The 25,839-nt window shown below is 47.2% G+C and carries 19 protein-coding genes, 1 other RNA gene and 1 pseudogene; 4 read left to right on the plus strand and 17 right to left on the minus strand.

Features of this window, described 5'->3' with window-relative positions; genetic code table 11:
- Positions 1 to 34: 34 nt before the first annotated feature.
- Entirely contained in the window at positions 35 to 442 is a 408-nt protein-coding gene (locus tag AC2UZJ_RS03640; RefSeq protein ID WP_486948761.1) for an acyl-CoA thioesterase, read from the plus strand.
- Positions 443 to 464: 22 nt separating this feature from the next.
- Positions 465 to 1,775, plus strand: a pseudogene (gene mgtE / locus AC2UZJ_RS03645) (magnesium transporter); the annotation flags it as partial.
- 11 nt (positions 1,776 to 1,786) lie between these two features.
- On the opposite strand, the gene secA reads toward mgtE, so the two are convergent.
- Both secA and AC2UZJ_RS03655 read right to left on the minus strand, forming a co-directional pair.
- Positions 1,787 to 4,528: a preprotein translocase subunit SecA gene (gene secA, locus AC2UZJ_RS03650; protein ID WP_486948762.1), complete on the minus strand. Its 2,742-nt coding sequence runs from the start codon at positions 4,526 to 4,528 to the stop codon at positions 1,787 to 1,789.
- A gap of 130 nt (positions 4,529 to 4,658) precedes the next feature.
- Positions 4,659 to 5,555 (minus strand): M23 family metallopeptidase, encoded by an 897-nt coding sequence (locus AC2UZJ_RS03655; protein ID WP_486948763.1) that lies wholly within the window; start codon positions 5,553 to 5,555, stop codon positions 4,659 to 4,661.
- Between the two features lie 18 nt (positions 5,556 to 5,573).
- On the opposite strand from AC2UZJ_RS03655, the gene AC2UZJ_RS03660 reads away from it, so the two are divergent.
- Positions 5,574 to 6,053 (plus strand): DciA family protein, encoded by a 480-nt coding sequence (locus tag AC2UZJ_RS03660; protein WP_486948764.1) that lies wholly within the window; start codon positions 5,574 to 5,576, stop codon positions 6,051 to 6,053.
- A gap of 19 nt (positions 6,054 to 6,072) precedes the next feature.
- Here AC2UZJ_RS03660 and lpxC read toward each other — a convergent pair whose 3' ends face one another.
- From lpxC to rnpB, 15 genes are all read right to left on the minus strand, one after another.
- On the minus strand, positions 6,073 to 6,996 hold the full coding sequence (gene lpxC, locus AC2UZJ_RS03665) for a UDP-3-O-acyl-N-acetylglucosamine deacetylase (RefSeq protein WP_486948765.1): 924 nt from the start codon (positions 6,994 to 6,996) through the stop codon (positions 6,073 to 6,075).
- A gap of 70 nt (positions 6,997 to 7,066) precedes the next feature.
- Positions 7,067 to 8,260, minus strand: coding sequence for a cell division protein FtsZ (gene ftsZ, locus AC2UZJ_RS03670; RefSeq protein WP_486948766.1), 1,194 nt, complete (start codon positions 8,258 to 8,260; stop codon positions 7,067 to 7,069).
- A 103-nt stretch (positions 8,261 to 8,363) separates the two neighbouring features.
- Positions 8,364 to 9,590, minus strand: coding sequence for a cell division protein FtsA (gene ftsA, locus AC2UZJ_RS03675; RefSeq protein WP_486948767.1), 1,227 nt, complete (start codon positions 9,588 to 9,590; stop codon positions 8,364 to 8,366).
- Positions 9,591 to 9,601: 11 nt separating this feature from the next.
- Positions 9,602 to 10,408: a cell division protein FtsQ/DivIB gene (locus AC2UZJ_RS03680; protein ID WP_486948768.1), complete on the minus strand. Its 807-nt coding sequence runs from the start codon at positions 10,406 to 10,408 to the stop codon at positions 9,602 to 9,604.
- Between the two features lie 12 nt (positions 10,409 to 10,420).
- On the minus strand, positions 10,421 to 11,365 hold the full coding sequence (locus AC2UZJ_RS03685) for a D-alanine--D-alanine ligase (RefSeq protein ID WP_486948769.1): 945 nt from the start codon (positions 11,363 to 11,365) through the stop codon (positions 10,421 to 10,423).
- Positions 11,362 to 12,771 carry a UDP-N-acetylmuramate--L-alanine ligase gene (murC, locus tag AC2UZJ_RS03690; protein WP_486948770.1) on the minus strand — a complete coding sequence of 470 codons (1,410 nt, stop codon included), beginning with the start codon at positions 12,769 to 12,771 and terminating at the stop codon, positions 11,362 to 11,364. The genes AC2UZJ_RS03685 and murC overlap by 4 nt, the downstream gene beginning before the upstream one ends.
- Positions 12,768 to 13,838, minus strand: coding sequence for an undecaprenyldiphospho-muramoylpentapeptide beta-N-acetylglucosaminyltransferase (gene murG / locus AC2UZJ_RS03695; protein WP_486948771.1), 1,071 nt, complete (start codon positions 13,836 to 13,838; stop codon positions 12,768 to 12,770). The genes murC and murG overlap by 4 nt, the downstream gene beginning before the upstream one ends.
- Complete coding sequence (gene ftsW, locus AC2UZJ_RS03700; protein ID WP_486948772.1) at positions 13,835 to 15,022, minus strand: putative lipid II flippase FtsW; 1,188 nt, start codon at positions 15,020 to 15,022, stop codon at positions 13,835 to 13,837. Before ftsW ends, murG begins: the two co-directional genes overlap by 4 nt.
- A complete protein-coding gene (murD, locus tag AC2UZJ_RS03705; protein ID WP_486948773.1) occupies positions 15,019 to 16,470 on the minus strand; it encodes a UDP-N-acetylmuramoyl-L-alanine--D-glutamate ligase in 1,452 nt (483 codons plus the stop codon). Before murD ends, ftsW begins: the two co-directional genes overlap by 4 nt.
- A complete protein-coding gene (gene mraY, locus AC2UZJ_RS03710) occupies positions 16,467 to 17,639 on the minus strand; it encodes a phospho-N-acetylmuramoyl-pentapeptide-transferase (RefSeq protein ID WP_486948774.1) in 1,173 nt (390 codons plus the stop codon). Before mraY ends, murD begins: the two co-directional genes overlap by 4 nt.
- Positions 17,629 to 20,415 carry a bifunctional UDP-N-acetylmuramoyl-L-alanyl-D-glutamate--2,6-diaminopimelate ligase MurE/UDP-N-acetylmuramoyl-tripeptide--D-alanyl-D-alanine ligase MurF gene (gene murF, locus AC2UZJ_RS03715; RefSeq protein WP_486948775.1) on the minus strand — a complete coding sequence of 929 codons (2,787 nt, stop codon included), beginning with the start codon at positions 20,413 to 20,415 and terminating at the stop codon, positions 17,629 to 17,631. The genes mraY and murF overlap by 11 nt, the downstream gene beginning before the upstream one ends.
- A 2-nt stretch (positions 20,416 to 20,417) precedes the next feature.
- Positions 20,418 to 22,064 (minus strand): peptidoglycan D,D-transpeptidase FtsI family protein, encoded by a 1,647-nt coding sequence (locus AC2UZJ_RS03720; RefSeq protein ID WP_486948776.1) that lies wholly within the window; start codon positions 22,062 to 22,064, stop codon positions 20,418 to 20,420.
- Between the two features lie 89 nt (positions 22,065 to 22,153).
- A complete protein-coding gene (gene ftsL / locus AC2UZJ_RS03725) occupies positions 22,154 to 22,453 on the minus strand; it encodes a cell division protein FtsL (protein WP_486948777.1) in 300 nt (99 codons plus the stop codon).
- Complete coding sequence (gene rsmH / locus AC2UZJ_RS03730; protein ID WP_486948778.1) at positions 22,450 to 23,514, minus strand: 16S rRNA (cytosine(1402)-N(4))-methyltransferase RsmH; 1,065 nt, start codon at positions 23,512 to 23,514, stop codon at positions 22,450 to 22,452. The genes ftsL and rsmH overlap by 4 nt, the downstream gene beginning before the upstream one ends.
- A gap of 48 nt (positions 23,515 to 23,562) precedes the next feature.
- Positions 23,563 to 23,950: RNase P RNA component class A (gene rnpB / locus AC2UZJ_RS03735), an RNA gene on the minus strand.
- Between the two features lie 57 nt (positions 23,951 to 24,007).
- Between rnpB and AC2UZJ_RS03740 the strand changes: the two genes are divergently transcribed.
- Positions 24,008 to 25,825, plus strand: coding sequence for an ABC-F family ATP-binding cassette domain-containing protein (locus AC2UZJ_RS03740; RefSeq protein WP_486948779.1), 1,818 nt, complete (start codon positions 24,008 to 24,010; stop codon positions 25,823 to 25,825).
- The last annotated feature ends 14 nt before the right edge of the window (positions 25,826 to 25,839 follow it).

Genomic DNA, 25,839 nt, shown 5'->3' on the forward strand with positions numbered 1-25,839 from the left:
TTTTTGATTTTCATACAATAATAAGGAGCTCAGCATGAGCACTGCTTTAGTATCCGTTCCTCAACACCTTGATCCCGTCATCCGTGTGGTTCCTATGCCGGGTGATTCTAATATGCATGGCGATGTTTTCGGGGGCTGGATTATGTCTCAAGTTGATATAGGAGGTTCAGTTGCCGCATCAAGGCGTGCCAAGGGCAGAGTGGCCACCATTGCCGTTAACTCGTTTACTTTTAAAGAGCCCGTTTTTGTGGGTGATTTAATTAGCGTCTATGCAGAAATTATTAAAACAGGCACTACCTCCATTACTGTCTCAGTAGAAGTCTATGCCGAGCGCCCCCTTATGAAGGGTGAAACCGTTAAAGTCACTGAAGCCGTACTCACTTACGTTGCTACTGACGATGAGCGTCGCAGCCGCCCTCTACCACCGCTACCCACCTCCTAAAAAAATGACTCACTTAACAGACTTAATAGAAAAGCTGTCGCACAACCCAGACCCTACGGAAATACGCACGGTTATCAACAAGCTACACCCCGCTGATATTGCTTTTGTTTTAGAATCTTTACCTGAAACCGAACGTCAACTCGTCTGGGATCAAGTAGCCAAAGAACATGATGCCGATGTATTGTTAGAAATAGAAGATTGGGTACGTGAATCACTCATTAAGTCTATGGACTCTGATGAGCTTATTGCGGCCGCCTCCAGCATGGATGCTGATGAAATCGCTGATCTAGCGGCTGATCTACCGCTTAGTGTCATGGTAGAGGTGCAAAAAGGCCTCTCTGAAACCGAGCGAGCGCAGCTGGTGGCGGTAATGGGTTATCCCGATGACACCGTGGGTGCCATCATGGATTTTGAGATGGTGCGTGTACGCGAAGACGTGAGTTTAGAAGTGGTACTCCGTTATTTACGTCGATTACAGAACTTGCCTAACCACACAGACCAAGTGTTTGTGGTGGATCGTGAAGACCGTCTACGCGGCACTTTATCACTCGCCACCCTGCTGGTTTCAGACCCTGAAAGTCTAGTCTCGGCAGTAATGAGCACTGAGTATTTGAGCTTACATCCCTTAGACCCAGACACCGAAGCGGCAAACGCATTTGAGCGTTATGACTTGGTTTCTGCTGCGGTGGTGGATGATTACGGCAGATTGATTGGTCGCGTGACCATTGATGAAGTGGTGGATGTGCTCCAAGAAGACTCCCAAGAGCAAGAGCTATCTAGAGCAGGCCTACAAGAAGAAGATATTTTTGCTCCTGTGCTCAGTGCTTTACGCAACCGCGCACCTTGGCTTTTAATTAATCTATGTACCGCTGCAGTGGCCTCTTTTGTGGCTTCACGTTTTGAAGACACCGTTAGCCACATTGTAATTTTAGCTTTTTTAATGTCTATAGTAGCGGGGATAGGAGGTAACTCAGGCAACCAAACCATGACGATGATTATTCGTGCCATGGCCATGGGACGTATTAAAGGCGTTAACATTTGGCCTTTAGTTAAACGAGAGCTCTACGTGACTTTTTTAGTGGGCATGTGCGGTAGCGTAGTAACCGCCACCTTTGCCTGGTTTATTTCACGCTCTATTCCTATCGCTTTGGTGATGATGACCGCCATGATATGCAATATGCTGGTAGGTGCCACCTTAGGTGTGCTTATACCTACCTTGCGTAACCATTTTGGCAAAGACCCCGCCGTGGGGTCTTCGGTACTACTCACTTTTGGTACTGACTCCCTAGGCTTTTTTATTTTCCTAGGTTTAGCCACTATTTTTCTACTGTAATTCAGCAGGCCTTAGGCCAAACGCCCGTGGCAGTGTTTGTACTTTTTACCACTGCCACACGGGCACTCTTGGTTACGCCCTACTCTAGGGATGGTTTCATCAGACGACTCTGAAGCCGCTGCGATCTGCTCGGTGTTTGAGGTTTCACCACGTAAAGCGGTGTCATAATCAGCGTGATGAAAAGCCACTCCCTCTAGCTCTGCAGGTTCTGGTATTTGCTCTGTTTGGGGTGCGGCTTGAATTTGTACGGTTAATAAGGTCTTAATTACCTCATCACGCACACGATCAAGCAAATCAGCAAAAAGTTCAAAAGCTTCGCGTTTATACTCTTGCTTAGGATCTTTTTGAGCATAACCGCGCAGATGAATACCTTGACGTAAATGATCTAAAGCTTGGAGGTGACCACGCCACTGAGTATCTATAGATTGCAACATAATGCCACGCTCAAAATTAGCCCATTGCTCAGCTCCCACCACTTCGGCGTTATGATCTAAAGCTTTTTTAGACTCGTCTAACACTCGGTCTAAGATATCTTCAGCGGTAAGATGGGTTTCTGTTTCTACTAGAGTAACCAGATCAAGATGTAATTGATAATCACTGGCTAGAGCCGCCTGCAAACCATTGATATCCCATTGCTCTTCCATGCTGTCTTGAGGCACATACTGCTGGAAAAAATCAGTTAACGATGCCTGACGCATAAAACTGATACTTTCACTAATATCAGCCGACTCCAGCACTTCATTACGCTGAGCATAAATCACTTTACGTTGATCATTCGCCACATCATCAAATTGCAGTAACTGTTTACGTATGTCGAAATTTCGCGCTTCAACCTTACGTTGTGCTGACTCAATAGAACGGGTCACCATACGAGCCTCAATAGGTTCACCTTCAGGCAAACGCAAACGCTCCATAATGTTACGCACCCTATCTCCTGCAAAAATACGCATGAGGGAATCATCTAAGGACAGATAAAATCGCGAGGAGCCAGGATCACCCTGACGGCCTGCTCGACCCCGCAACTGATTATCAATACGGCGTGAATCATGACGCTCCGTACCAATAATACGTAAACCGCCCGCCGCTTTAACTTGCTCATTAATGGGCTTCCACTCTTCACGAATCTGGGCAATACGTTGCTCTTTTTCTTCGGCACTTAGATTGTCGTCAGTTTGCACCTCAAAGAGATGACGCTCTATAGATCCACCCAACACAATATCCGTACCACGACCTGCCATATTAGTGGCAATGGTAATACTGCCTGGTTTTCCGGCATTTGCTACGATCAGTGCTTCACGCTCGTGCTGCTTGGCATTGAGCACCTCATGCGCGAGGCCTTCTTTGGTTAACAACTCGGAAAGCAACTCCGAGTTTTCGATGCTAGTCGTACCCACCAACACCGGCTGGCCACGCTCCGAACAATCTTTAATATCAGCCAAAATAGCTTGGAATTTTTCTTTATCTGTTTTGAAAACCTGATCGTTTTGATCTACGCGTACCATGGGACGGTTAGTGGGAATAATCACCGTCTCTAATCCATAAATCTCCTGAAACTCAAAGGCTTCAGTGTCTGCAGTACCTGTCATGCCGCCCAGCTTTTCATACATGCGGAAGTAATTCTGAAAGGTAATGGACGCCATGGTTTGGTTTTCTTTTTGAACTTCCACCCCTTCTTTGGCTTCAACAGCTTGATGCAAGCCTTCTGACCATCTGCGCCCCGACATTAAACGCCCTGTAAACTCATCCACAATTACCACTTCATTATTTTGTATTACATAATGCTGGTCGCGAGCAAAAAGATAATGGGCTCGTAAAGCAGCCATCACGTGGTGCATTAAAGAGATATGGCGCGGTTCGTATAAAGACTCCCCTTCTGGCAATAAGCCTAAATCACGTAAAATTTGCTCAGCTTTCTCATGGCCAGCTTCAGATAAATGAATTTGCTGAGCTTTTTCATCTACCCAAAAATCACCTTCCGGCTCGGGCTCTTGAGGTTTAGGCTCTTCCGTCATACGCGTGAGCATGGGAGGCACGGCATTGATGGTTTTATATAGTTCGGTGTGGTCATCAGCTTGACCAGAGATGATCAAAGGCGTACGTGCCTCATCAATCAAGATGGAATCCACCTCATCCACAATAGCGAAATACAAACCACGCTGACGGCGCTCATCTGCTTGATATTCCATGTTATCGCGCAGATAATCAAAACCAAATTCATTATTGGTACCGTAAGTAATATCCGCTTGATAAGCGGCTTTTTTCTCTTCGTTATCTTGATTAGGTACCACTACCCCTACACTTAAACCCAGGAAGTTGTACAGCTTGGCCATGGTTTCAGCGTCACGCCTAGCGAGGTAGTCGTTAACGGTAACCACATGCACGCCTTTACGCGTTAAGGCATTTAAATACACCGCTAAGGTGGCCATGAGGGTTTTACCCTCACCGGTACGCATTTCAGCAATTTTGCCATTATGTAAGGCAATACCACCTAGCATCTGCACATCAAAGTGGCGCATAGCATAAACACGCTTAGAGCCCTCACGCACCACAGCAAAGGCTTCTGGCAATAAGGAGTTTAAGGATTTACCGCTCTCTATACGCTGACGAAATTCGTCTGTTTTGGCTTGTAAAGCCTCATCACTGAGGGCTTCGTATTCGGCCTCAAGCGCATTAATTTGTACAACTTGTTTGCGGTACTGTTTTAGCAGCCTGTCATTGCGGCTACCAAATAGCTTTCTGAGCAAAGAAACCATTCTTGTATCGTCTAGGTAAGATTCACAGTATCCACCACAAGGGGGATACCCACTCCCATTCCTATTATTCGGGTTAAGGGAAAACTGGCAACATAACAATACAGTTTATCGTAGGTTATGGCCAATAGGATTATTCTGTTTTTTCAGCCTGTGCGAGTAGACTCTCAGAATGATCTTGGGGTAGAAACAACATGGGGTCTAAAGGTTGATCTTCAAGACGCACTTCAAAATGCAAATGTGCGCCTGTGGTACGCCCTGTAGCACCTACACGGGCTATGAGTTGGCCTTTTTCAACCACATCACCCACACTCACTAAAATAGATGAAGCATGTGCATAACGTGTGGTTAAACCATCACCGTGGGTGATTTCTACTAACTTACCATAACCTGTTACATAACGCGCCTCAGTTACTATACCACCAGATGCAGCTAAAATTGGGGTACCTACAGGCGCAGAAAAATCCATGCCTTCGTGTAGCTTTTGCCTACCTGTAATAGGATGACGACGCCAGCCAAAGCTAGAAGTGGGATAGCTCACATCTACAGGATGCGTAGTGGGGAACTTAGCCTGACTTCCTAAGCGATGGCTTAAAACAGTATCTAACATTACCAACCAATCTTGGCGCTGTGATAAACTGGAGTTAATCATATCAAGCTGTTGACCCAAATCTTGGGCACTGCTTGAGGTAGGATAATCCTCAATAATATCCATAGCAGAAACAATTTCGGGATCTGTGTATTTAACCCCTGCAGTGTCTGCTACCTTACGGCCTAACAGCTCCATTTCTATCACTTTGGCTTGCAAGCTACCTACCCGTTGAGCAAGCTGCTGTACACTTTGCTGCATGTATAAAGCATCACGCTCTTGGGCCTGATTTAACTCTTGAGCCAGTTCAGGTGATAAATTTTGCTGGCCTAACTTAGACTGCACTAAAGCGCCTGCACCAGCAGATAAACTTAAACCTACAGCCACTAAAACGAGCCGCGCCCAAAAGCGAGGTAATTTGTTTTCTGTTTTATTACTCATTAATCAATTATATCCTTTATGTCTAGGGCTTTTTTTCAACGTTTTAATACTCGATCCTCAGCTCCAGCCAGCCCGGTGATAGGGTGGTTAGAGAAGGATCCTCAACAACTCTTGCAAAAAGCCCAGCGTTATTTGCAGTTAGAGCGACTTGTTCAGCAAAACGTGCCCTCAGGACTACAGCACTGCAAAGTGGCTCATATAGATAGACAAACTATAGTTATTGCAGTTCCTAGTGCAGCCCACGCGAATAAACTACGACAATGCATCCCCACCCTCTTAGCGGTTATTCAAGACCATAATTGGCAGATTAACCAAGTGCAGATACAAATCCAATCCGTACTTTTCACAGGGGTAAAGCCCCTAGGAGAGGTGCGTCAAGGGGGGGCAGGTATAGATGCCAACGGTATTGCGGCCTTTGCACAATTAGAAAAACAGCTAAGTAATAATGATGGCCCGCTAGCTATAGCCGTGCAACGGCTGCTAGCACGCCATAAATAAAAAGCCCCTTGGCTCTTATTTAAGAAAACTTCCATTCTCGCACATACGGCTGTGATGCTGCCTCATGCTCTGCATAAGAAACCAATTCCCAGCTGTCTTCCGCCGCCAATAAGGCTCGAGCCAACTGATTGTTAAGGCCATGGCCTGACTTACATGCCACATAACGCGCCACCAATGGATGACCTATAAGGTATAAATCACCAATAGCATCGAGTATTTTGTGTTTTACAAACTCATCATCATAACGTAAACCATCGCTATTCAACACGCGGAACTCGTCCATAACGATGGCGTTATCTAAACTGCCACCACGAGCCAACCCCGCGGCACGCATGGCTTCTACGTCACTCGCGAAGCCAAAAGTGCGAGCCCGGGAGATCGCTTTCACATAAGAGTCTTTAGCAAAATCAACTTCAGCGAAGTTTGCTGTGGCATTAATAGCGGGGTGCTGGAAATCAATGGAAAAGCGTAAAGCAAAGCCATCGTAAGGCTCCAAACGAGCCCACTTTAACTGTTCACCTTCACCTTCTCTGACCTCTATGGGCTTAAGAACTCGTAAAAACTGCTTCGGCGCATCTTGTTCTGCAAGACCCGCAGAGCGCAACAAATACACAAAGGTACCTGCGCTGCCATCCATGATGGGGACTTCTTCAGCAGAAATATCAATGTGTAAATTATCTATGCCTAAGCCAGCTAAAGCAGACATCAAATGCTCTACGGTAGATACGCGCACACCGTCTTTTTGTAAAACAGAGGCCATAGTAGTGCCACCAACCAAATGAGCTTTGGCTGGAATATCAACCACTTCAGGTAAATCTGTACGATGAAAGACTATACCCGTATTAGGAGCTGCCGGGCGTAGGGTAATTTCTACTAAACGCCCGGAGTGTAGGCCTATGCCTTTAGTGCTAATCGCTTTGGATATGGTGCGCTGACGTAACATACATGAAAATCTTAAAACAGTAATTGATGAACAAAGAAAGAAAAAACACCAGATATATCGGGGCTAGTGTTTAGTCGGCTTGCTTGCGTAAATACGTGGGAATATCAAAACGATCCATGCCAGAAGTTTCTAAAGCGCGAACTTGAGAAGATGCCTCTGTACCACGAGTACGCATTACAGAAGGTGCTGCTGGAACCTCAGGTTCAGCTTCCGGCGCTTTGGTAGTAGCGGCCACTTCATTATCAGTGCCAGTACGCAACAAAGGTTCAGCCACTGGTGTCTCTACTAACTGGGGGCCTTTTTCTTCTTTATGACGCCCTAAACCGGTGGCTACTACCGTAACGCGTAAACTATCGCCCATACCATTATCGTAAGCGGTACCAAATATAACGTGTGCATCTTCTGCGGCATAACCTTGGATAATCTCCATGATTTCACGTGTTTCGCGCAATTTTAAATCGCGACCGGCAGTAATGTTTACCAATACGCCACGTGCACCGTGCAAATCAACCCCTTCAAGCAAGGGTGAAGCAATAGCACGCTCGGCTGCTTCACGAGCACGGCCCTCGCCAGAGGCTACCGCTATCCCCATCATGGCTTGACCTTGCTCACCCATAATGGTTTTCACGTCTTCGAAGTCAACGTTAACATTTCCTTCTACATTAATAATCTCAGCAATACCGGCGCACGCATTATGTAGCACATCATCAGCCACCTTGAAGCAATCCTCTTGGGTAGCATCTTCGTCCATAAGGTCGTATAGGTTTTCGTTCAAAACCACAATTAATGAATGCACGTGTTTAGAAAGCTCTTCAATACCAGCATTCGCCGTCGTGGTGCGACGACGCCCCTCAAAACTAAAGGGTTTAGTCACTACACCTACGGTAAGAATGCCTAATTCTTTAGCGACTTCTGCCACGATAGGGCTTGCACCTGTGCCTGTACCACCGCCCATACCGGCAGTAATAAACACCATATGAGCGCCTTCCAACACTTTACGAATTTCATCACGTGCGGTTTCAGCGGCTGCTCGCCCCTGCTCTGGTTTGGCTCCAGCGCCTAAACCCGAACGCCCTAAGGCTATTTGTATAGGTGCCTCGCTGCTGGATAGAGCTTGAGCGTCTGTATTAGCACAAATAAATTCTACGCCCTGCACCCCTGAATGAATCATATGAGTAACCGCATTGCCGCCGGCGCCACCTACACCGATCACTTTAATTACGGTACCGCTACCACTAGAGTCTAGTATTTCAAAGTTCATCATTTTCTTAGATTCCCTCGCATATTTTTAAACATGACAAGCAGCTAGCTGCTACTTTGTCTCCCCGATTAATCGTATTTCCTGTTACCTTTTTATACAAAACAACTTAGCTCATAAACCATTGTTTGGCTTTAGCCAGCATATTTTTTATATGTCCCTTTTGGCGAGCTACTTTACGGCTTCTATCGTGATCATGCCGTGCTTGGCTTAAAAGCCCCATAGCAGTAGAGTAACGTGGGTTACGCATCATATCAGCCAGGCTACCGCTATAAATGGGCGTAGCGAGCCTCACAGGCTTTAGAAACACATCTTCTGCTAGCTCAGCAATACCCGGCAATAAAGCCGTGCCGCCTGTAACCACAATTCCTGAGGCTAATAGGTTTTCATAACCCGATTCACGCAAGCTGTGTTGAACTAATTGAAACAATTCTTCAACACGTGGTTCAATGACAGCGCCTAAAGTATGACGCTTTACTTGCCTATTAGGGCGCTCACCTAAACCCGGGATTTCTATGAGCTCATCCGTGTTGGCGTTGGCCTCACGTGCTAGACCATAGCGGATTTTAATTTCCTCTGCATCAGGGATGGGAGTACGTAACATAGTAGCGATATCGCTGGTAATTTGGTCTCCACCAATGGCAATCACATGAGTATGTCTGATAGCTCCACCGGTATAAATGGCTACATCGGTGGTACCGCTACCCACGTCAACTAAGGCCACACCTAGCTCTTTTTCATCCTCTGTAAGACACGCCAGACTAGAAGCTAAAGGTGACAGCATCTGTTCTTTCACTTCTAATCCACAACGCCGCACACAACGTTCTATATTTTGAGCTGCAGACGAAGAGGCGGTAACAATATGCACGCGAACCTCTAACCTAAACCCGCTCATCCCGATTGGTTCTTTGATGCCTTCTTGGGTATCAACAAAGAACTCTTGTTCTAATACATGCAAAACTTGCTGCTCTGCAGGTATGTTAACAGCCTGAGCGATTTCAATAACGCGAGCCACATCAGCAGCCGTCACTTCTTTATCTTTTATGGCCACCATACCACTGGAATTAAGACTAGCAATATGGCTTCCAGATAAAGCGGTATATACGCCACCAATTTTACAATCCGCCATGAGCTCTGCTTCTTCTAGGGCGCGCTGAACAGAGTTTACCGTGGCTTCTATACTGGTGACTACACCTTTACGCATCCCCATTGACTCGTGTTGGCCTAAGCCTAAGACCTCAAAATGCCCATTAGGCAGCACCTCGGCCACCAACGCTAGCACTTTACTGGTGCCTACATCTAATGCAACGATAAGATCCTTATTATCACGGGTCATAAGTTTTATAATTACTCAATAATTTCTGGCGGTGCCAAGCGAATGGCAAAGCCGTTGCTATAACGTAAATCAGCACTTTCTATGGTGCGGCCATCAAGCCGCTCTAACAAAGTGGGCCAAGCCTGTACAAAACGCTCAAGCCTTGCTGCAAAACGCATTGCGCCAGACGTTCCATGAAAATCGGCAATATCAGCAGCTGGATCACGCCCTAAATGTAGACGTATGCCATCTGATAACACCACCTCCCATGCATAACGCGGGCTTAAATTTAATTGCTGTATGCTCAAACCAAGTGGGCTCAACCATTGAGCCACTTCAGCATAACGCTGTACTACTAAACGCTCTGAGTTAATCGGACCATTTAGTTGAGGTAAAAAAGTATCATCATCTAAAACCGCTTCATTCGCAGCAAAAGGCTCACCCCAAGTATTTATCATATCGGACTCATTCCAATAAGCCAGTGGCTGCTGCTCTTCTATTTTAACCTGTAGTGTGTTGGGCCACACCCGTTTAACTTGTGCACTGCGCACCCAAGGTGCTTTTTCTATTAGCTCTCGCGACGCATTAAGATCTATAGTAAAAAAATTTCCTTTTAAGCGCCCCGCTATGGTGGCATCTACTGCACTGGGTGTTACTGCTACCAAAGCATCTTGATCCACGCCCTCAATAAGCACTGTTTGAATGGCAAAATAAGGCAAACGAGCCACCCAAACCGCGGCACTCAGCATTAAGGCCACTAACGCCAATACTGTCACCATATTAGCAAATTGATTGAGGTGACGGTAATTAAACGGGGTGAAAGAAAAATAACGGCGCATAAAAGAGAGGAATTAGGTTCTTGCTACCGCTTGTAATTTCAAACTTGCCCCTTGCGTAATCTGTAGGCACAGTTGCTCATAACTCATGCCTTCGGCTTTGGCTGCCATAGGCACTAGGGAATGTGTAGTCATGCCGGGGGAGGTGTTTACCTCTAAAAGCCATGGCTTTTGATTGGCATCAAGCATGAAGTCAACACGGCCCCAGCCTTCACAACCCACCGCTAAATAAGCGAGACGAGCTAATTCTTGTACTTGCAAAGACAAAGACGTGGGTAAATCAGCAGGACAATAATATTGCGTCTCATTACTGTAATATTTATTTTCAAAATCGTAATTACCATCAGGTGCTACGATTTCAATGATTGGCAAAGCGCGGGCGCTGTCTCCCGCGCCTAAAACCGGTACCGTTAATTCTCTGCCTTGAATAAAGCGCTCTGCTAACACGGTTTTATCAAAGCGCGCGGCTAAATCATAGGCGGCTTTTACTTGCTCGGCGCTATCAATGCGACTAAAACCCACCGTAGAACCTTCATGCGGCGGCTTCATAATGAAAGGTAAGGGCAAAGTGTTTGTTAAGTTTTGCAAATCGTTGCTGCTTTGCAACACGAAAAAAGCCGGCGTAGCTAGGTCTTGCTGCAACCATAGGCGTTTAGTCATGACTTTATCCATCGCTAACGCCGAGGCCATAGGCCCACTACCCGTGTAAGGAATTTGCAAAAGCTCTAAGGCCCCTTGTATAGTGCCGTCTTCACCGTAACGACCGTGCAGTGCAATAAATACTCTATCAAAACCCGCTTGAGCTAAATCAGCCAAGCTATTTTTTTGTGTATCAAACAAATGAGCATCTACACCTAGGCTACACAGTGCTTCATGCACGCCAGCACCAGACATTAACGACACTTCGCGCTCGGCAGAAATACCACCGTAAAGCACACCAACCTTACCTAACTCTTTCATGCCAATTCCTTTAATTGTGTAGCCACTCGACTAATAGAGCCTGCCCCCATTAACACCACCACATCTCCATCTCGGACAAAATTATGGATGGCTTTGGGCATTTGTGCAATATCTTCAATAAAAATGGGCTCCACGCGCCCTGCCACGCGAAGCGCGCGTGCTAAGGCTCTGCCATCGGCAGCAATAATAGGTGCTTCACCCGCGGCATAGACCTCACTAAGCAACACGGCATCCGCCTGATTAAGCACTTGCACAAAATCGTCAAAACAATCTCTGGTGCGCGTGTAACGATGCGGCTGAAACACAATAACTAAACGTCTATCTGGCCACGCACCCCGTGCCGCTTCTAAGGTGGCCTGCATTTCTGAAGGATGATGGCCGTAATCATCAACCACGGTGTAAAGTCCACCGCCAGATGATGCGGGTACAGGCAAATCTCCGACTTGAGCAAAGCGACGCCCCACACCCGTAAACACATCCAGCGCAGCAGCAATCTGGTGATCTGCCACACCTAGCTCGGTAGCCACCGCAATAGCCGCTAAAGCATTGAGCACATTATGCTTACCAGGTAAATTTAAACTTACCGACAACAAAGGCAGCTCCCCCACACTACTCTGCCGTCTCACATCAAACAGCATTTTTGTACCCTCGTGGCGCACATTGATGGCGCGCACTTGAGCCTCTTCGTTATCTATGCCGTAGGTGGTGACTGGACGGGATACAAAAGGGATAATTTCACGTACATTAGCGTCATCTATACACAATACAGCACTACCGTAAAAAGGCAGCTTTTGGGTGAAATCAATAAAAGCACTTTTTAATAAAGCAACATCATGACCATACGTATCCATGTGATCCACATCGATATTTGTAATAATGGCCATCACAGGTAACAAGTTCAAAAACGAGGCGTCCGACTCATCGGCCTCCACCACAATGTAATCGCCCTGCCCTAAGCGCGCATTCGCGCCAGCGGAATTTAATCGGCCGCCAATAACAAACGTAGGGTCTAAATCTCCCGCCGCTAAAATACTAGCAACCAAACTAGTGGTAGTGGTTTTACCATGTGTACCGGCTACCGCAATACCTCGTTTTAAGCGCATCAGCTCTGTGAGCATCAACGCGCGCGGCACTACCGGTATACGCTGAGCGCGAGCAGCCAACACCTCCGGGTTATCATTGCCTATAGCGGTAGAAACCACAATAGCCCCCATGCCTTTCACGTTTTCTGCCTTATGGCCAATGACGATATTCGCGCCCAAACGCTCTAAGCGCTGCGTAACGGCTGACTCTTGAATGTCTGAGCCACTAATGGCGTAACCCAAGTTTAAAAGCACTTCAGCAATACCGCTCATTCCTGAGCCGCCTATGCCCACGAAGTGAATATGTTGAATTCGATGTTTCATGCATGTCCTTTGGCTAAGCGTATGCACGCTTTTGCGATTTTTTCTGTAGCTTCTAGCTGTGCGTGCTCTTGGGCATGTATAGCTATTTGTTTTAATTGTTCTCTATCTAACTGCTGCAACCAACGTGCTAGCCACTCTGCAGTTAATTCAGCTTGGGGCTGCAGCCAAGCAGCCTCGCAGTCGCTCAAATAGCGTGCATTAGCTGATTGATGGTCATCAATGGCGTGCGGTAAGGGCACAAATAATGCAGCAGTACCCACAGCTGCCACCTCGGCTACTGTCATAGCACCAGCTCTACAAATAATAATGTCAGCCGCGGCCATAGTCGCGGCCATATCAGCGATAAAACTCACCGCCGTCGCCTCTACACCCAGTGCTTCATAGGCTTTTTGTACCTTAACCAAATGATCGACACCGGTTTGATGCGTAACATGTGGACGTTTGTCTGCGTTAATCCGGGCTAAAGCTTCAGGCAACACATTATTTAAAGGCGCCGCCCCTAAGCTGCCACCAATAACCAGCAAACGTAAAGCGCCTTTACGCTGCTCATAACGCGCTACGGGCGAAGGCTGTTTAGCAAAATCGTCTCGGACAGGATTACCTACCATCACTGCCCCCGGCAACGCGCCTGGAAAGCCCACTAAAGACTGAGCGGCTATTTTAGATAAATAACGATTCGCTGTACCACCGATGGCGTTTTGCTCGTGCACTACCACGGGGACTCCCGCCAGCTTTGCCATTAAACCACCCGGAAAGGCCACATACCCTCCCATGCCAAGCACCACATTCGGGGCACTACGTTTGATGGCTTTACGCGCCTCTAAACACGCTTTCAATAAGCGAAAAGGCAATTTAAGCAGCGCCGCCACTCCTTTTCCTCGTAAGCCAGCAAAGTGCAAGGGCAGCAGCTCAAAGCCTTGCTCGGGCACTATACGCCCTTCCATACGCTCTGGATTACCTAACCAATACACTTGCCACCCTTGCGCTTTTAAATAATGCGCTACGGCCAAGCCGGGCATAATGTGACCACCTGTACCGCCTGCCATAATTAAAATCGAACGACTCATTGTGGCTTGCCTCGCATCAAATTCCGGTTCTCATGATCTACGCGTAGCAATAAAGCAATAGCGATTAAGTTCATCACTATGCCTGAGCCCCCGTAGCTAACCAAGGGTAAAGTAAGCCCTTTAGTGGGTAATAATCCTAGGCACACCCCTATATTGATGAAGGTTTGTATACCTAGCCACAGCCCTACACCCAAAGCGAGCATAGCATTAAATAAGCGCTCCATTGCTAAGGCTTGACGTCCTATTTCGAAAGCACGCCACACCACAAAGGCAAAGGCAAAAATCAATAAGGTCACGCCCACAAAGCCAAGCTCTTCACCGATCACCGCTACAATGAAATCAGTATGTGCCTCAGGCAAATAATGCAGTTTCTCAACACTTGAACCTAGTCCCACGCCAAACCACTCACCCCGGCCAAAGGCAATTAACGAATGCGACAATTGATAGGCACTGCCATATACATTTTCTGGCTTCCACGGATCCAAATAAACAAATAAACGCTCTCTACGCCATGGTGCAAACCAAATCAGTGCAGCACCTGCCGCAGCCAATAAGCCAATCATTCCAAGCATCCAGCGCAGAGCAATGCCACCCATAAAAAGCACACCAATAGCAATACCGCCCACTACTACTAAGGCACCTAAATCAGGCTCTAAAGCTAAAAGACCGCCCACCACAACTAAGACCAACATCAGAGGCAAAAAACCGCGCAAAAACTCAGTCATATACTCTCTATTGCGCACCACATAACTAGCAGAGAAAATAATAATCGCCACCTTCATGAGCTCAGAGGGCTGAAAATTAACAATACCCAACGGAATCCAGCGTCTAGCACCATTGACCTCGCGGCCTATACCCGGTATTAACACCAAAACAAGCAACAATAAAGCAAACACAAAAATCGGAATCGCCAGCTTTTCCCAGACGCGCATGGGCACTAAACTCGCCGCAAAGGCCAGCATGGCGCCTAAACCTAAAAACAAACTATGACGTATGATGAAATAGTAATGCCCATAGTTTTTATATTGCGGCCCATCAGCTAAAGCAATAGAAGCCGAATACACCATCAAAAGCCCAAACATCGCCAATAGAATCACCACGGTTAACAAAGGGACATCTACCGTGGGTATGGTGGTGCGCTCAGGACGCTTAGAACGTAAAAACCGCGGGGCTAACACGCTCATACCACCTCTCCATGATCTAAGGCTAACTCATTAACAGCACTCACAAAGTGCTCACCGCGTTGTATGTAATTCGCAAACATATCAAAACTAGCACAAGCGGGGGAAAACAACACAATATCCCCTCTTAATGCCATGGCAAACGACTGCTCCACAGCAGCTTCTAGACTTTGCAGCACGTGTACGGCCATACCTGTAGAGGCTAGCGCCTTAGCAATAAGAGTAGCATCCTGCCCTATCAAAAAAATCGCTCTGCAAATTCGGTTTTCTATGGCCTTTGCCACAGGGGTAAAATCCTGCCCTTTGGCCACTCCGCCCATAATAAGCACTAAAGGTCGACTCAAACCCTCAATAGCGGCTACCGTAGCACCTACATTCGTCCCTTTACTGTCATTAATAAAATCAACGCCTTTCACTGAACGTATGAACTGACAGCGGTGGGGTTCACCATGATAAGTACGCAAAACATGAATTGCAGGCTGCCAATCTATACCTGCTACTTGAGCCAACGTTAAAGCAGCTAACGCATTGCTTAAATTGTGTTTACCCATAATCACTAAGGCTGCCACCGGCAATAAAGGTGTATCACTGGTGCTTATCCATTGCTGCCCCTGATACTCAACCACCCCTAAATCATTGGGTCTTAACGCAGGATCTAAACCAAAGCTACATGCTGTTGAAGCCTCATAGTCAACGCTAAGCGCTTTGGTTTCCAAATCATCACGATTAAAAACTAACCGCTGACTCATGCTAAACAAACGGCCTTTGGCCTCTGTGTAAGCAGACAAACTGCCATGCCAATCAATGTGATCTTGAGAGATGTTTAAAACCACGCCTGCTAACACTGGCAAACTAAAGGTATGAATCAATTGAAAACTAGACAGCTCTATAACCCAAAGCTCAGGTAAGCTCTCATTCTCTAAAGCCTCAATTAAGGCGCTAATCGCTGCTGGGCTGATATTGCCAGCGGCCATCACTTTTAATCCCGCCTCTTGCCCCATATGTTTTACCATTTGGGTGACGGTGGTTTTGCCATTAGTCCCCGTTACAGCTACTACCTTCGGTAGATAACCGGTATGGGATAAATCCGTTAGGGCTTGAGCAAACAACTCAATTTCAGAAATAACGCGTATATCACGCGCCTGCGCCTCCGCTAATAGCGCTGCTACGGCCTGGTCAGTAATGGCTAAACCTGGGCTTAAAACTACCGTCTGTACACTATCTAAAACAGAAAAAGCCAGCGCTTCGGGACCTAAAACCACCTCAACAGCCGCCACATCATAAGGTTCACATAACGCCTCAATCGCCGACTGGGCGCTAGGACGAGTATCTGCTAGGCGTATGGGCAAGGCTTGGCGCAAATACCAATGGGCAGCCGCAATACCCGTCTCACCTAAACCTAAAATTAAGGTGTAGCCATTAGTAGACGTGCTAAATACAGGTATGATCATCGTAATTTAAGTGTGGATAAGCCAATTAAAACCAGCATCATCGTAATAATCCAAAAACGCACCACCACTTGAGTTTCTGGCCAACCACTTTCTTCAAAGTGATGATGCAAAGGGGCCATCTTAAAAATACGCCGCCCCTCGCCGTAGCGAGTTTTTGTGTATTTAAACCAAAGTACTTGCATCATGACTGATAAAGTTTCAACTACAAAAACCCCACCCATAATAAAAAATACAATTTCCTGACGCACGATAACCGCGATGGTGCCTAAAGCGCCACCCAAGGCCAGCGCTCCCACATCCCCCATAAACACCTGAGCCGGATAGGCATTAAACCATAAGAAGGCCAAGCCCGCCCCCGCCAAGGCAGCACAAATCACCATGAGCTCAGAAGCGCCTGGAATATAAGGAAATAATAAATACTTGGAGTAATCCACTCGCCCCACTACATACGCAAAAATCCCCAAAGCACTGCCCACCATGACGGTAGGCATAATGGCTAAGCCGTCCAAACCATCCGTCAGATTTACCGCATTACTGGACCCCACAATCACAAACCAAGTTAAAGCGGCAAAACCAAACACCCCTAAGGGATAACTAATGCTTTTAAAAAAGGGCACAATTAAATCAGCTTGGGTGGGCAAAGACATAGTAAAACCACTTAATACCCATGACTTAAACAAAGGCCACAGCTCAGCAGAGGCGGGGGCAGATACAGCAAAGGTTAAATATACCGAAGCCACTACACCTATAATGGCTTGCCAAAAAAACTTCTGCCTAGATGACATGCCCTCTGGATCTTTATGTACCACTTTTTTGTAATCATCCGCCCAGCCTATCCACCCAAAACCAAAGGTAACTAATAGCACTACCCATACAAAACGGTTGGTCCAGTCAGCCCACAGTATGGTGCTAACGCCTATGGATATGAGCACCAATACACCACCCATAGTTGGGGTACCATTTTTTTGCAAATGGGATTCTGGGCCATAGCTACGCACAGCTTGACCAATTTTTAGCTCAGTTAAACGACGAATCACCCATGGGCCAAAAGCCAAGCCAATGACTAAAGAGGTAGCACAAGCTAGAACCGCACGTAAAGTAATATACTCAAAAACCCCAAAAACATGAAAATGAGAATCAGCTAACCAACGCGCTAACTCAAGAAGCATGACCCGTCTCCGCAAAATGATTTTCTACTGCCTCAACCACGCGTTCCATGCGGGTGCTGCGTGAACCTTTAACTAGCACTTGTGCTGGTAATACTTTTAACAATTGATCGATGAGCTGCTCTAAGTCATCAAAACTATAGGCGTTTTCACCAAAGGCCTCTGCGGCTTTTTTCGCATCATTGCCCAAAACAAAAAGCGCATCCACCCCTTGGTCAAGCGCATAAGCCCCTACCTCTAGGTGAACGGCGGCACTACTAATGCCCACCTCAGCCATATTACCTAACACTAAGATTTTTTTACCGTCTAGCTGTGAGAGCACATCAATGGCCGCCCGTACGGAATCTGGGTTAGCGTTATAGCTATCATCAATGAGCTGCATACCATTAGGTAAATACTTCAGCTCCATACGCCCTTCTACCGCCTTAAAAGACGCTAAACCTTCGGCTATAGTGGCCAAGGGGGCTCCTGCTGCATAAGCGCAAGCAGCAGCGGCCAGCGCATTACGTAAATTATGCAAACCGGGCACTGGTAAGCTCACATCAGCACTTTCAGTATAAATAATTAACTTGAATCGGGTAACAGTGGCGCCAGCTTGAATATCGGCCGCTCGTATCACAGCGCTTTCATTAAAACCAAAACAAATTGTTTTGCGCTCACCTGCTAAATTTTGCCAAAACTCCGTGTAATGATCATCAGAGGGGAAAACAGCCACCCCATCATCAGCTAAAGCAGTCAGCACCGCACCGTTTTCAGCCGCCACCGCATCTACAGAATGCATATACTCTTGGTGCTCACGCTGGGCGTTATTCACTAAAGCAATAGTAGGCTTAGCAATCGCAGCCAAAGGAGCGATTTCTCCCGGGTGATTCATCCCTAACTCAAATACGGCTGCTTTATATTTAGGCTGTAAGCGCAATACCGATAACGGTACCCCTAACTGATTATTTAAATTCCCCGCGGTGGCTAAGTGATTTTCATAACCTAACCAAACAGTAAAAATCGCAGCAATCATTTCTTTGGTAGTGGTTTTACCATTGCTACCTGTAACGGCTATGACAGGTATAGCAAAACGACGACGCCAAAGGGTGGCAACTTTAGTTAAAACCTGCTGCACATTACCCAACACAAACTGGGGTATATCCACGTCTAAGGCATGCTCTACTAAGACAGCCGCAGCGCCTTTTTCTTTAGCCACATGCACATAATCATGACCATCAAAATGCTCACCCCGAATAGCAGCAAATACTTCTCCTGCCTGAATAGTACGGGTATCAGTAGAAACGGTGACACCACGCAGCCAGGTTAAGGCAAAGCTTGCCCAGTGAGTATCATCAAAAACGAATTGCTCGCCCTTTATTTCTTGATAAGTTTCATGGCCTTTACCTGCCAGCAATACAATATCGTTAGGTTCAGCCGCCCACACCGATTGCATAATGGCTTTAGCGCGATCTAACTCTACCGCCACTTCCTGAGACATCCCGCTTTGGATTTGTTGCGCTATAGCCAGGGGGTCTTCAGAGCGCGGATTGTCATTGGTAATCAACACATGATCCGCTAATTTTTCAGCAATCTCACCCATAATAGGGCGTTTTTCAGTATCTCTATCACCACCACAACCAAACACACACCACAGCTTGCCGCCTCTGACCTTGGCCACTTCACCTAAGGTAATCAAAGCGTGCTCTAATGCATCTGGGCTATGAGCATAATCAACCACCACCAAAGGCAAAGGCTTGTACGTACCTATAGACAAGGCTTTCACTATCTCTAAACGCCCAGCAACTGGGCCTAAGGTAGCAATCAGGCGCGCTATTTTAGTAATTGGCCAGCCTAACTCCAGCAAAACGGCTGACACCAACAACAAGTTTGACACGTTATGATTGCCCAACAGATGCGTTAAAATTTGTGCCGTACCGTGGGCCTCTACCAAATTAAATACCTGACCATCGCCACCGGCATGCACATCATCCGCAAACAAATCCGCGCTTTTATCTTGCATGGAATAACTCAATACGCGCTGTGCTTTAGCATTTGCCAGCAACTCTTGACCAAACGCATCGTCTTTGTTGGCTACGATCAAACGTAGATTTGGTAAATCAAATAAGCGTTTTTTCGCCGCTTTGTAATTGGCTATATTTTCATGATAATCCAAGTGATCATGTGATAGATTCGTTAAAGCTGCAATATCGATGGCCACGTGATCTAAACGCCCCTGCTCTAAGCCTATGGACGAAGCCTCCAATGCGACTAAGTTTGCTCCAGCTGCCTGTATAGCGGCTAGGCTGCGATGCATCGTTAATACATCGGGCGTAGTAAGTACGCCACCTAAACTACTGCCATCAGGCAAATGCACCCCTAAGGTACCAATAGTTCCACACGACACACCGGAATTATTCAGCATATCAGCTAACCATTGCACACTAGACGTTTTACCGTTTGTGCCAGTAACCGCAATGACTGTCATGTGCTCTGAGGGCTTGCCATACCATTCATGGGCAATCTGCCCTAACTGCGAGTTTAAATTCTCCACTACTAACGTGGGTACAGACAAAGCCACATCAGCACCTAAAGCTTTGGCCTGAGCCGCATCCTGAACTATCGCCTTAGCACCTGCAGCAATCGCTTGCTCAATATACTCATGACCATTACTGTTTGAAGCAGAGCCAGCACAGGCAAAAAACACATCACCAGCACGGATAGCACGTGAATCTAAACACAAATTCGCCCCCGCTAAACCATGCTCTTTTAACCAATCAACAACATTTGCTACTTTCATTATTATCTCTTCTCCTGATTGGGGCTCACTGCCGCCAATGCATCTACCGGTTCGTCCGGCTCAATATCTAAACGACGTAAGGTGCTAGCCACAATATCTGCAAACACCGGCGCGGCCACGCGCCCGCCATAATAATGCCCTTTGGGCTCATCTATAGTGACCGCAACCACAATGCGTGGGTTGGATGCCGGTGCAAAGCCCACAAAAGAGCTGCGATAGCGTGACTTACTGTACCGGCCATCCACTATTTTACGGGCCGTACCGCTTTTCCCAGCGACTCTATACCCTTGCACCTGCGCCAGCTTAGCCCCGTCCGGGCCGGCTGCGGCCTCAAGCATATCGCGCACTGCGCGCGCTACTTCGGGTCTAAACACTTGTACGCTGGTGGGCTTGCTATCGCGCTTTAACAAAGACAGGGATACCATATCACCATCACGCGCAAATACCGTATAGGCTTGTGCCATCTGCATGAGTGATACCGACATCCCATAACCATAGGCCATCGTGGCGCGCTCAATAGGCCGCCATCGATCCCACGGGCGTAAACGACCAGACACAGCTCCTGGCAAACCAATTTGCGGTGCACGGCCAAAACCTAATGCCGTAAATACTTCCCACATTTCTTCGGATGCCAGCATCTCAGAGATCATGGTCATGCCAATGTTACTCGATCTACGCAAAATACCTGCAGCATTTAACACTCCGTTGCGACTTACATCGGAGATCGTGTGCCCTTTATACCTATATTGACCATTACCCGTATTAAACTGTGTGTTTAAACCAATACGTTTAATATCCAATGCCAACGCCACCGTAAAGGGTTTCATGCTTGAACCGGGCTCAAAGGTATCTGTTAAGGCTCGATTACGAGTATGCTCAGGTTTAACGGTATCGCGCCGCGAAGGATCAAAAGTAGGTAAGTTTACTAAGGAAAGAATCTCTCCGGTTTGTACGTCTACGACTACCGCACTGACTGCAGCAGCGTTATTTTCTTCCATGGCTTTAGTTAAGGCTGAATACACATCAAACTGAATGCCGGCATCAAGCGATAAATAAATATCTTCACCGTGAGTGGGGGGGATGACTTCACTCACATCTTCAAGCACATGACCTAAACGATCTCGTAATACCTTTCGTGAGCCCGCCCGCCCTTCAAGTGCCTCGTTAAAGGCCAATTCCACGCCTTCACTGCCTTTACCGTCTATGTCAGTAATACCTACAATTTGCGAAACGGTTTCCCCTTCCGGGTAAGACCGTCTAGCCTCATCTTTAGTACTAATACCGGGTACATTAAGGGCCATCACTTTGTCAATAATGTCTAATTCAACCTGGCGTTTTAAATACGCAAATTCACGCCCACCATTAGCGATAGCGCGTTTTACTTCCGTTAATGACATACCCAACAGATGCCCTACCTCTGTAAGCTGCTCATCGGTAGCTCTGGCCGCATTTTTAGGATTAGCCCAAACCGCTTTCACTAATAAAGAAGATGCCAATACCACCTTACCGCTACGGTCAAAGATTTTACCCCGTATGGCGGGCAGACTTAGCTCTTGTTGATAGCGTCTTTCCCCTTGCGCTTGTAAAAAGTCATTATTAAGCCCTTGTAAATGCAGCGCCCTACCAATTAGCGCCAAAAAAGTAAGCATAATAAAAACAAATACAAACCGTGCCCGCCATCCAGGAATGGACGTAGTTGTAGTTTTTTTAGGTTTTTTATGATCACGTGCTCTCATGGCTACGGTTCTATAAGAGTAGGTAGTCTAGACGCTTGACCTTGAATATAGAGAGTACGACTTAAATCTGCTGTACCCAGCTCAAGCTCATGTTTTGCTATTTGATTAATGCGCGCATTACGCGCTAGCTCAGCACGCTCAGACTGCAAATGACGCCACGCAATATCTAATTCTTGGGCTTGTAATTGCAGTTGCTCGCTTTTGATGAAAAGCGCACGCGAATGGTAACGTTTAGTTACTAAAGCCACCGCGGAAACCATCACCGCCACTACAAGCATAGACAATAAAATACGCCCTATCATCGGCGTCTCCGTCGGGAATGCGCTCCTGCATTCGCCGCATGACCTATGGCATCGCTAATATCTTTTTCCCACCCTTCTAACAAAGGCGCTTCGGTGCGCTGTGCCACCCTCAGCACTGAGGAACGAGCACGTACATTGGCTTCTATATCGTTTTTATTAGGTAGAACTCGGCCTAAATTTTCTAGCCAAGCGGGCGGCAGATCTTTTTCAGCTATAGGTAGGCGGGCGTATTGCATAGCAGGTTTGGATGCACCGGTAATAAACTGCTTGACGATGCGATCTTCTAAAGAATGAAAACTAATAACAGCTAGGCGCCCGCCTGGTTTTAATAATTCCAGAATTAACGGCAAGGCCTCCGTAAGCTCTTGGAGCTCGCGGTTGAGGTAAATCCGTATAGCTTGGAAGGTCCGAGTGGCTGGGTGATGATTTTTCTCCCGCGTGCGGACGGTGCCGGCGACGAGCTCGGCGAGATCATGCGTGGTACGCAGCGGACTGGATTCGCGGCGCGTTGTAATCGCCGTTGCAATCTGGAAAGCAAACCGTTCTTCACCATAATCAGCAATAACCTCCTTAATATCATTTAAGCTAGCTGTAGCTAACCATTCAGCGGCCGTAGGGCCAGTAGAATTATCCATGCGCATGTCTAAAGGACCGTCACGCATAAAAGAAAAACCACGTTCGGCATCATCGATTTGAGGTGAAGACACACCCAAATCCATCATCACACCATCAACCTGATCTATACCTAAGTCACTTAAGCGCGCCGCAATGTTTATAAATCCATCGTGCACCACAGTAACGCGAGCATCTTCACGCTGTAATTCGTTGGCATATTGTATGGCAGTTGGGTCTTTGTCAAAAACCACCAGACGGGCATTCGGAGATAAAAACTGTAACAAATAACGACTATGCCCACCGCGCCCAAAAGTGGCGTCCACAAACACGCCATCAGCAAGATCGAAGCTTGCATCAAGCACTGGCCAACGCCGTGCGGTAAAATGGGGAGCAAGTAATGCGGAAACCGTAGCTTCCAACAAAACGGAACGGTGTGTGAGTTCCATAGTGAGCCGACTCGGAGTGAAAAGTGGTCTAAGGTATAGAGGAAAATAAAGCGGGGCAGGTCTATAGGCCGGATCTTGTAAACCTATATAATAGGTTGGCAATCATTCATCTAGGTGTCAAGTTACCCTAACACTCGAGCCATCTACCCGCGTACTTGGACGAGCCGCCCTTTAAGCAGTGCAATACCGCTCACGTACGCCTATTTGATGTTGCTCCAGATAGAGGTTACCGCGTTTCACCCTACATCGCTATAACGGCATGCCGTTAAACAGTACGGAGTGGCCGTACCGGTGCATATACAATGTACATGCCCTCAAAGTAGACTCGTCTCTGTGGCCCTATTCCTTGGCTTGCGCCAGGCGGCTGTTAGCCGCTATCTTGCTCTGTGGAGTCCGGACCTTCCTCGATATACATCGCGATTGCCCGACCTACCCCAGCCGTTATTGTAACCCGCTACACTATAAACATTCACTTTTTATTTTTTATTCGCCTATGTCTATACACCTTGTGACCTTAAACCGAGTGCAACTTGCCTTCGGACACCACCCTTTACTAGATCAAGCTGACCTCATTATTCATAATAATGAGCGCTGCGGCCTGATCGGGCGCAATGGCACAGGCAAATCCTCCTTATTAAAACTGATCGACCAACGTCTACTTCCAGACGAAGGCGACATCATGTTTAAAAGCGGTTTGCGTGTGGCCACAGTAGAACAAGAGCCCGATCTACCCGCCGGCGTATCTATTTACGATTACCTCTGTGATGACTATGCAGAAACCGAGGATTGGGCACGCTTAGGCCGTGTGGGTGCGCTCATCGACCAGCTCAATCTAGATGCTGAAGCCTTAACCGATGCCCTTTCTGGCGGTACGCGTAAACGCGTGGCCTTAGCGAAAGCCATGGCAGATCAGCCCGATTTATTATTACTCGACGAACCCACTAACCATTTAGACTTTGAGGGTATTTTGTGGCTTGAGCAGCAACTCAAGCAATTCAGGGGCTCTGTGGTATTAATTACCCATGACCGCGCCTTTTTGGATTCCGTTGCCACGCGCATTATTGAGTTGGATCGAGGGCAGATCTTTAGCTTTCCGGGCAATTTCACGCGCTGGCAAGAGCTCAAAGCCGAATGGTTAGAATCTGAAGCTCAGCAAAATGCCAAATTTGATAAGTTTCTTGCCCAAGAGGAGGTTTGGATTCGTACCGGCGTACAAGCCCGTCGTACTCGTGATGAAGGTCGCGTTAGACGCTTAGAAGCTTTACGCCGCTCAAGGGCTGAACGCCGTGAGCGCTCGGGTAATGTAAATTTTGCGATTGCCGAAGGCCGTAAATCTGGCAAAATTGTGATCGAAGCTGAAAACCTCTGTCAACGCTTTGATGAAAAAATCCTCATTGACGATTTCTCTACCGTAATTATGCGTGGGGACCGCATTGGTTTTATTGGCCCTAACGGTGCCGGTAAAACCACGCTACTACGTATTTTATTAGGTTTACACGAACCCGATAGCGGTACCATTAAACACGGTACAAAATTGACTATTGGTTATTTTGACCAAATGCGTGCCAATCTTGATGAGGAAGCTACCTTAGCGGAAACCATTAGCCCGGGAACCGAATGGGTAGAAATTGGCAGCCAACGTAAGCATATTATGAGCTATTTGGAAGATTTCCTTTTTCCTGCCGCCCGTGCTCACTCCCCCGTTAAAACGCTTTCCGGTGGAGAGCGTGCCCGCTTGGCTTTAGCACGTATGTTTGCACAACCCACCAACGTTTTGGTTTTAGACGAACCCACAAACGACTTAGACATCGAAACATTAGAACTACTGGAAGGCTTACTCACTGAGTATACCGGCACCGTTATGCTAGTCAGTCATGACCGCGCCTTTTTAAACAATGTGGTCACCCAAGTGATTGCCGCCGAAGGCGATGGCCAATGGGGGGAATACGTGGGAGGCTACGACGATTGGCTAGAGCAGCGCCCAGAAACCCCTACACCCGCTCAAGCTAAGGCTAACGAAAAAGCCAAAGCAGAGGCGGCCGCAGCCGCAGCACGCACAGCAACCCCCGCTGCCAAAACCTCAGCCCGCAGCCGCTTGGCATCTTGGGAAGAAAAAGAGCTCAAGGAAATACCGGAAAAAATTGCCGCCATGGAAAAGCAGCAAGTGGAATATGCCGAGCAGCTAGCTGACCCCAGCATTTATGCTGATGGCAACGATAAAGCCGAAGCCATCAACACCAAACTCTCTGAACTCGAAGAAGAGTTATTAGCGTTGTTTGAGCGCTGGGAAACCCTAGAAGATAAAAAATAACGTATTGAAACAGT

It is taken from the genome of Paenalcaligenes sp. DL 309 (assembly GCF_057475285.1).

Bases quoted from the DNA above. Each gene is read 5' to 3' on its own strand.
- rsmH (WP_486948778.1), bottom strand. From the start codon at position 23,514: ATGGAACTCACACACCGTTCCGTTTTGTTGGAAGCTACGGTTTCCGCA.
- ftsW (WP_486948772.1), bottom strand. From the start codon at position 15,022: ATGAGCGTGTTAGCCCCGCGGTTTTTACGTTCTAAGCGTCCTGAGCGC.
- AC2UZJ_RS03740 (WP_486948779.1), top strand. From the start codon at position 24,008: ATGTCTATACACCTTGTGACCTTAAACCGAGTGCAACTTGCCTTCGGA.
- ftsL (WP_486948777.1), bottom strand. From the start codon at position 22,453: ATGATAGGGCGTATTTTATTGTCTATGCTTGTAGTGGCGGTGATGGTT.
- murC (WP_486948770.1), bottom strand. From the start codon at position 12,771: ATGAAACATCGAATTCAACATATTCACTTCGTGGGCATAGGCGGCTCA.
- AC2UZJ_RS03685 (WP_486948769.1), bottom strand. From the start codon at position 11,365: ATGAAAGAGTTAGGTAAGGTTGGTGTGCTTTACGGTGGTATTTCTGCC.
- AC2UZJ_RS03655 (WP_486948763.1), bottom strand. From the start codon at position 5,555: ATGAGTAATAAAACAGAAAACAAATTACCTCGCTTTTGGGCGCGGCTC.
- mraY (WP_486948774.1), bottom strand. From the start codon at position 17,639: ATGCTTCTTGAGTTAGCGCGTTGGTTAGCTGATTCTCATTTTCATGTT.
- AC2UZJ_RS03680 (WP_486948768.1), bottom strand. From the start codon at position 10,408: ATGCGCCGTTATTTTTCTTTCACCCCGTTTAATTACCGTCACCTCAAT.
- AC2UZJ_RS03720 (WP_486948776.1), bottom strand. From the start codon at position 22,064: ATGCTTACTTTTTTGGCGCTAATTGGTAGGGCGCTGCATTTACAAGGG.
- AC2UZJ_RS03660 (WP_486948764.1), top strand. From the start codon at position 5,574: ATGTCTAGGGCTTTTTTTCAACGTTTTAATACTCGATCCTCAGCTCCA.
- lpxC (WP_486948765.1), bottom strand. From the start codon at position 6,996: ATGTTACGTCAGCGCACCATATCCAAAGCGATTAGCACTAAAGGCATA.
- AC2UZJ_RS03640 (WP_486948761.1), top strand. From the start codon at position 35: ATGAGCACTGCTTTAGTATCCGTTCCTCAACACCTTGATCCCGTCATC.
- ftsA (WP_486948767.1), bottom strand. From the start codon at position 9,590: ATGACCCGTGATAATAAGGATCTTATCGTTGCATTAGATGTAGGCACC.
- ftsZ (WP_486948766.1), bottom strand. From the start codon at position 8,260: ATGATGAACTTTGAAATACTAGACTCTAGTGGTAGCGGTACCGTAATT.
- murD (WP_486948773.1), bottom strand. From the start codon at position 16,470: ATGATCATACCTGTATTTAGCACGTCTACTAATGGCTACACCTTAATT.
- murG (WP_486948771.1), bottom strand. From the start codon at position 13,838: ATGAGTCGTTCGATTTTAATTATGGCAGGCGGTACAGGTGGTCACATT.
- murF (WP_486948775.1), bottom strand. From the start codon at position 20,415: ATGAAAGTAGCAAATGTTGTTGATTGGTTAAAAGAGCATGGTTTAGCG.
- secA (WP_486948762.1), bottom strand. From the start codon at position 4,528: ATGGTTTCTTTGCTCAGAAAGCTATTTGGTAGCCGCAATGACAGGCTG.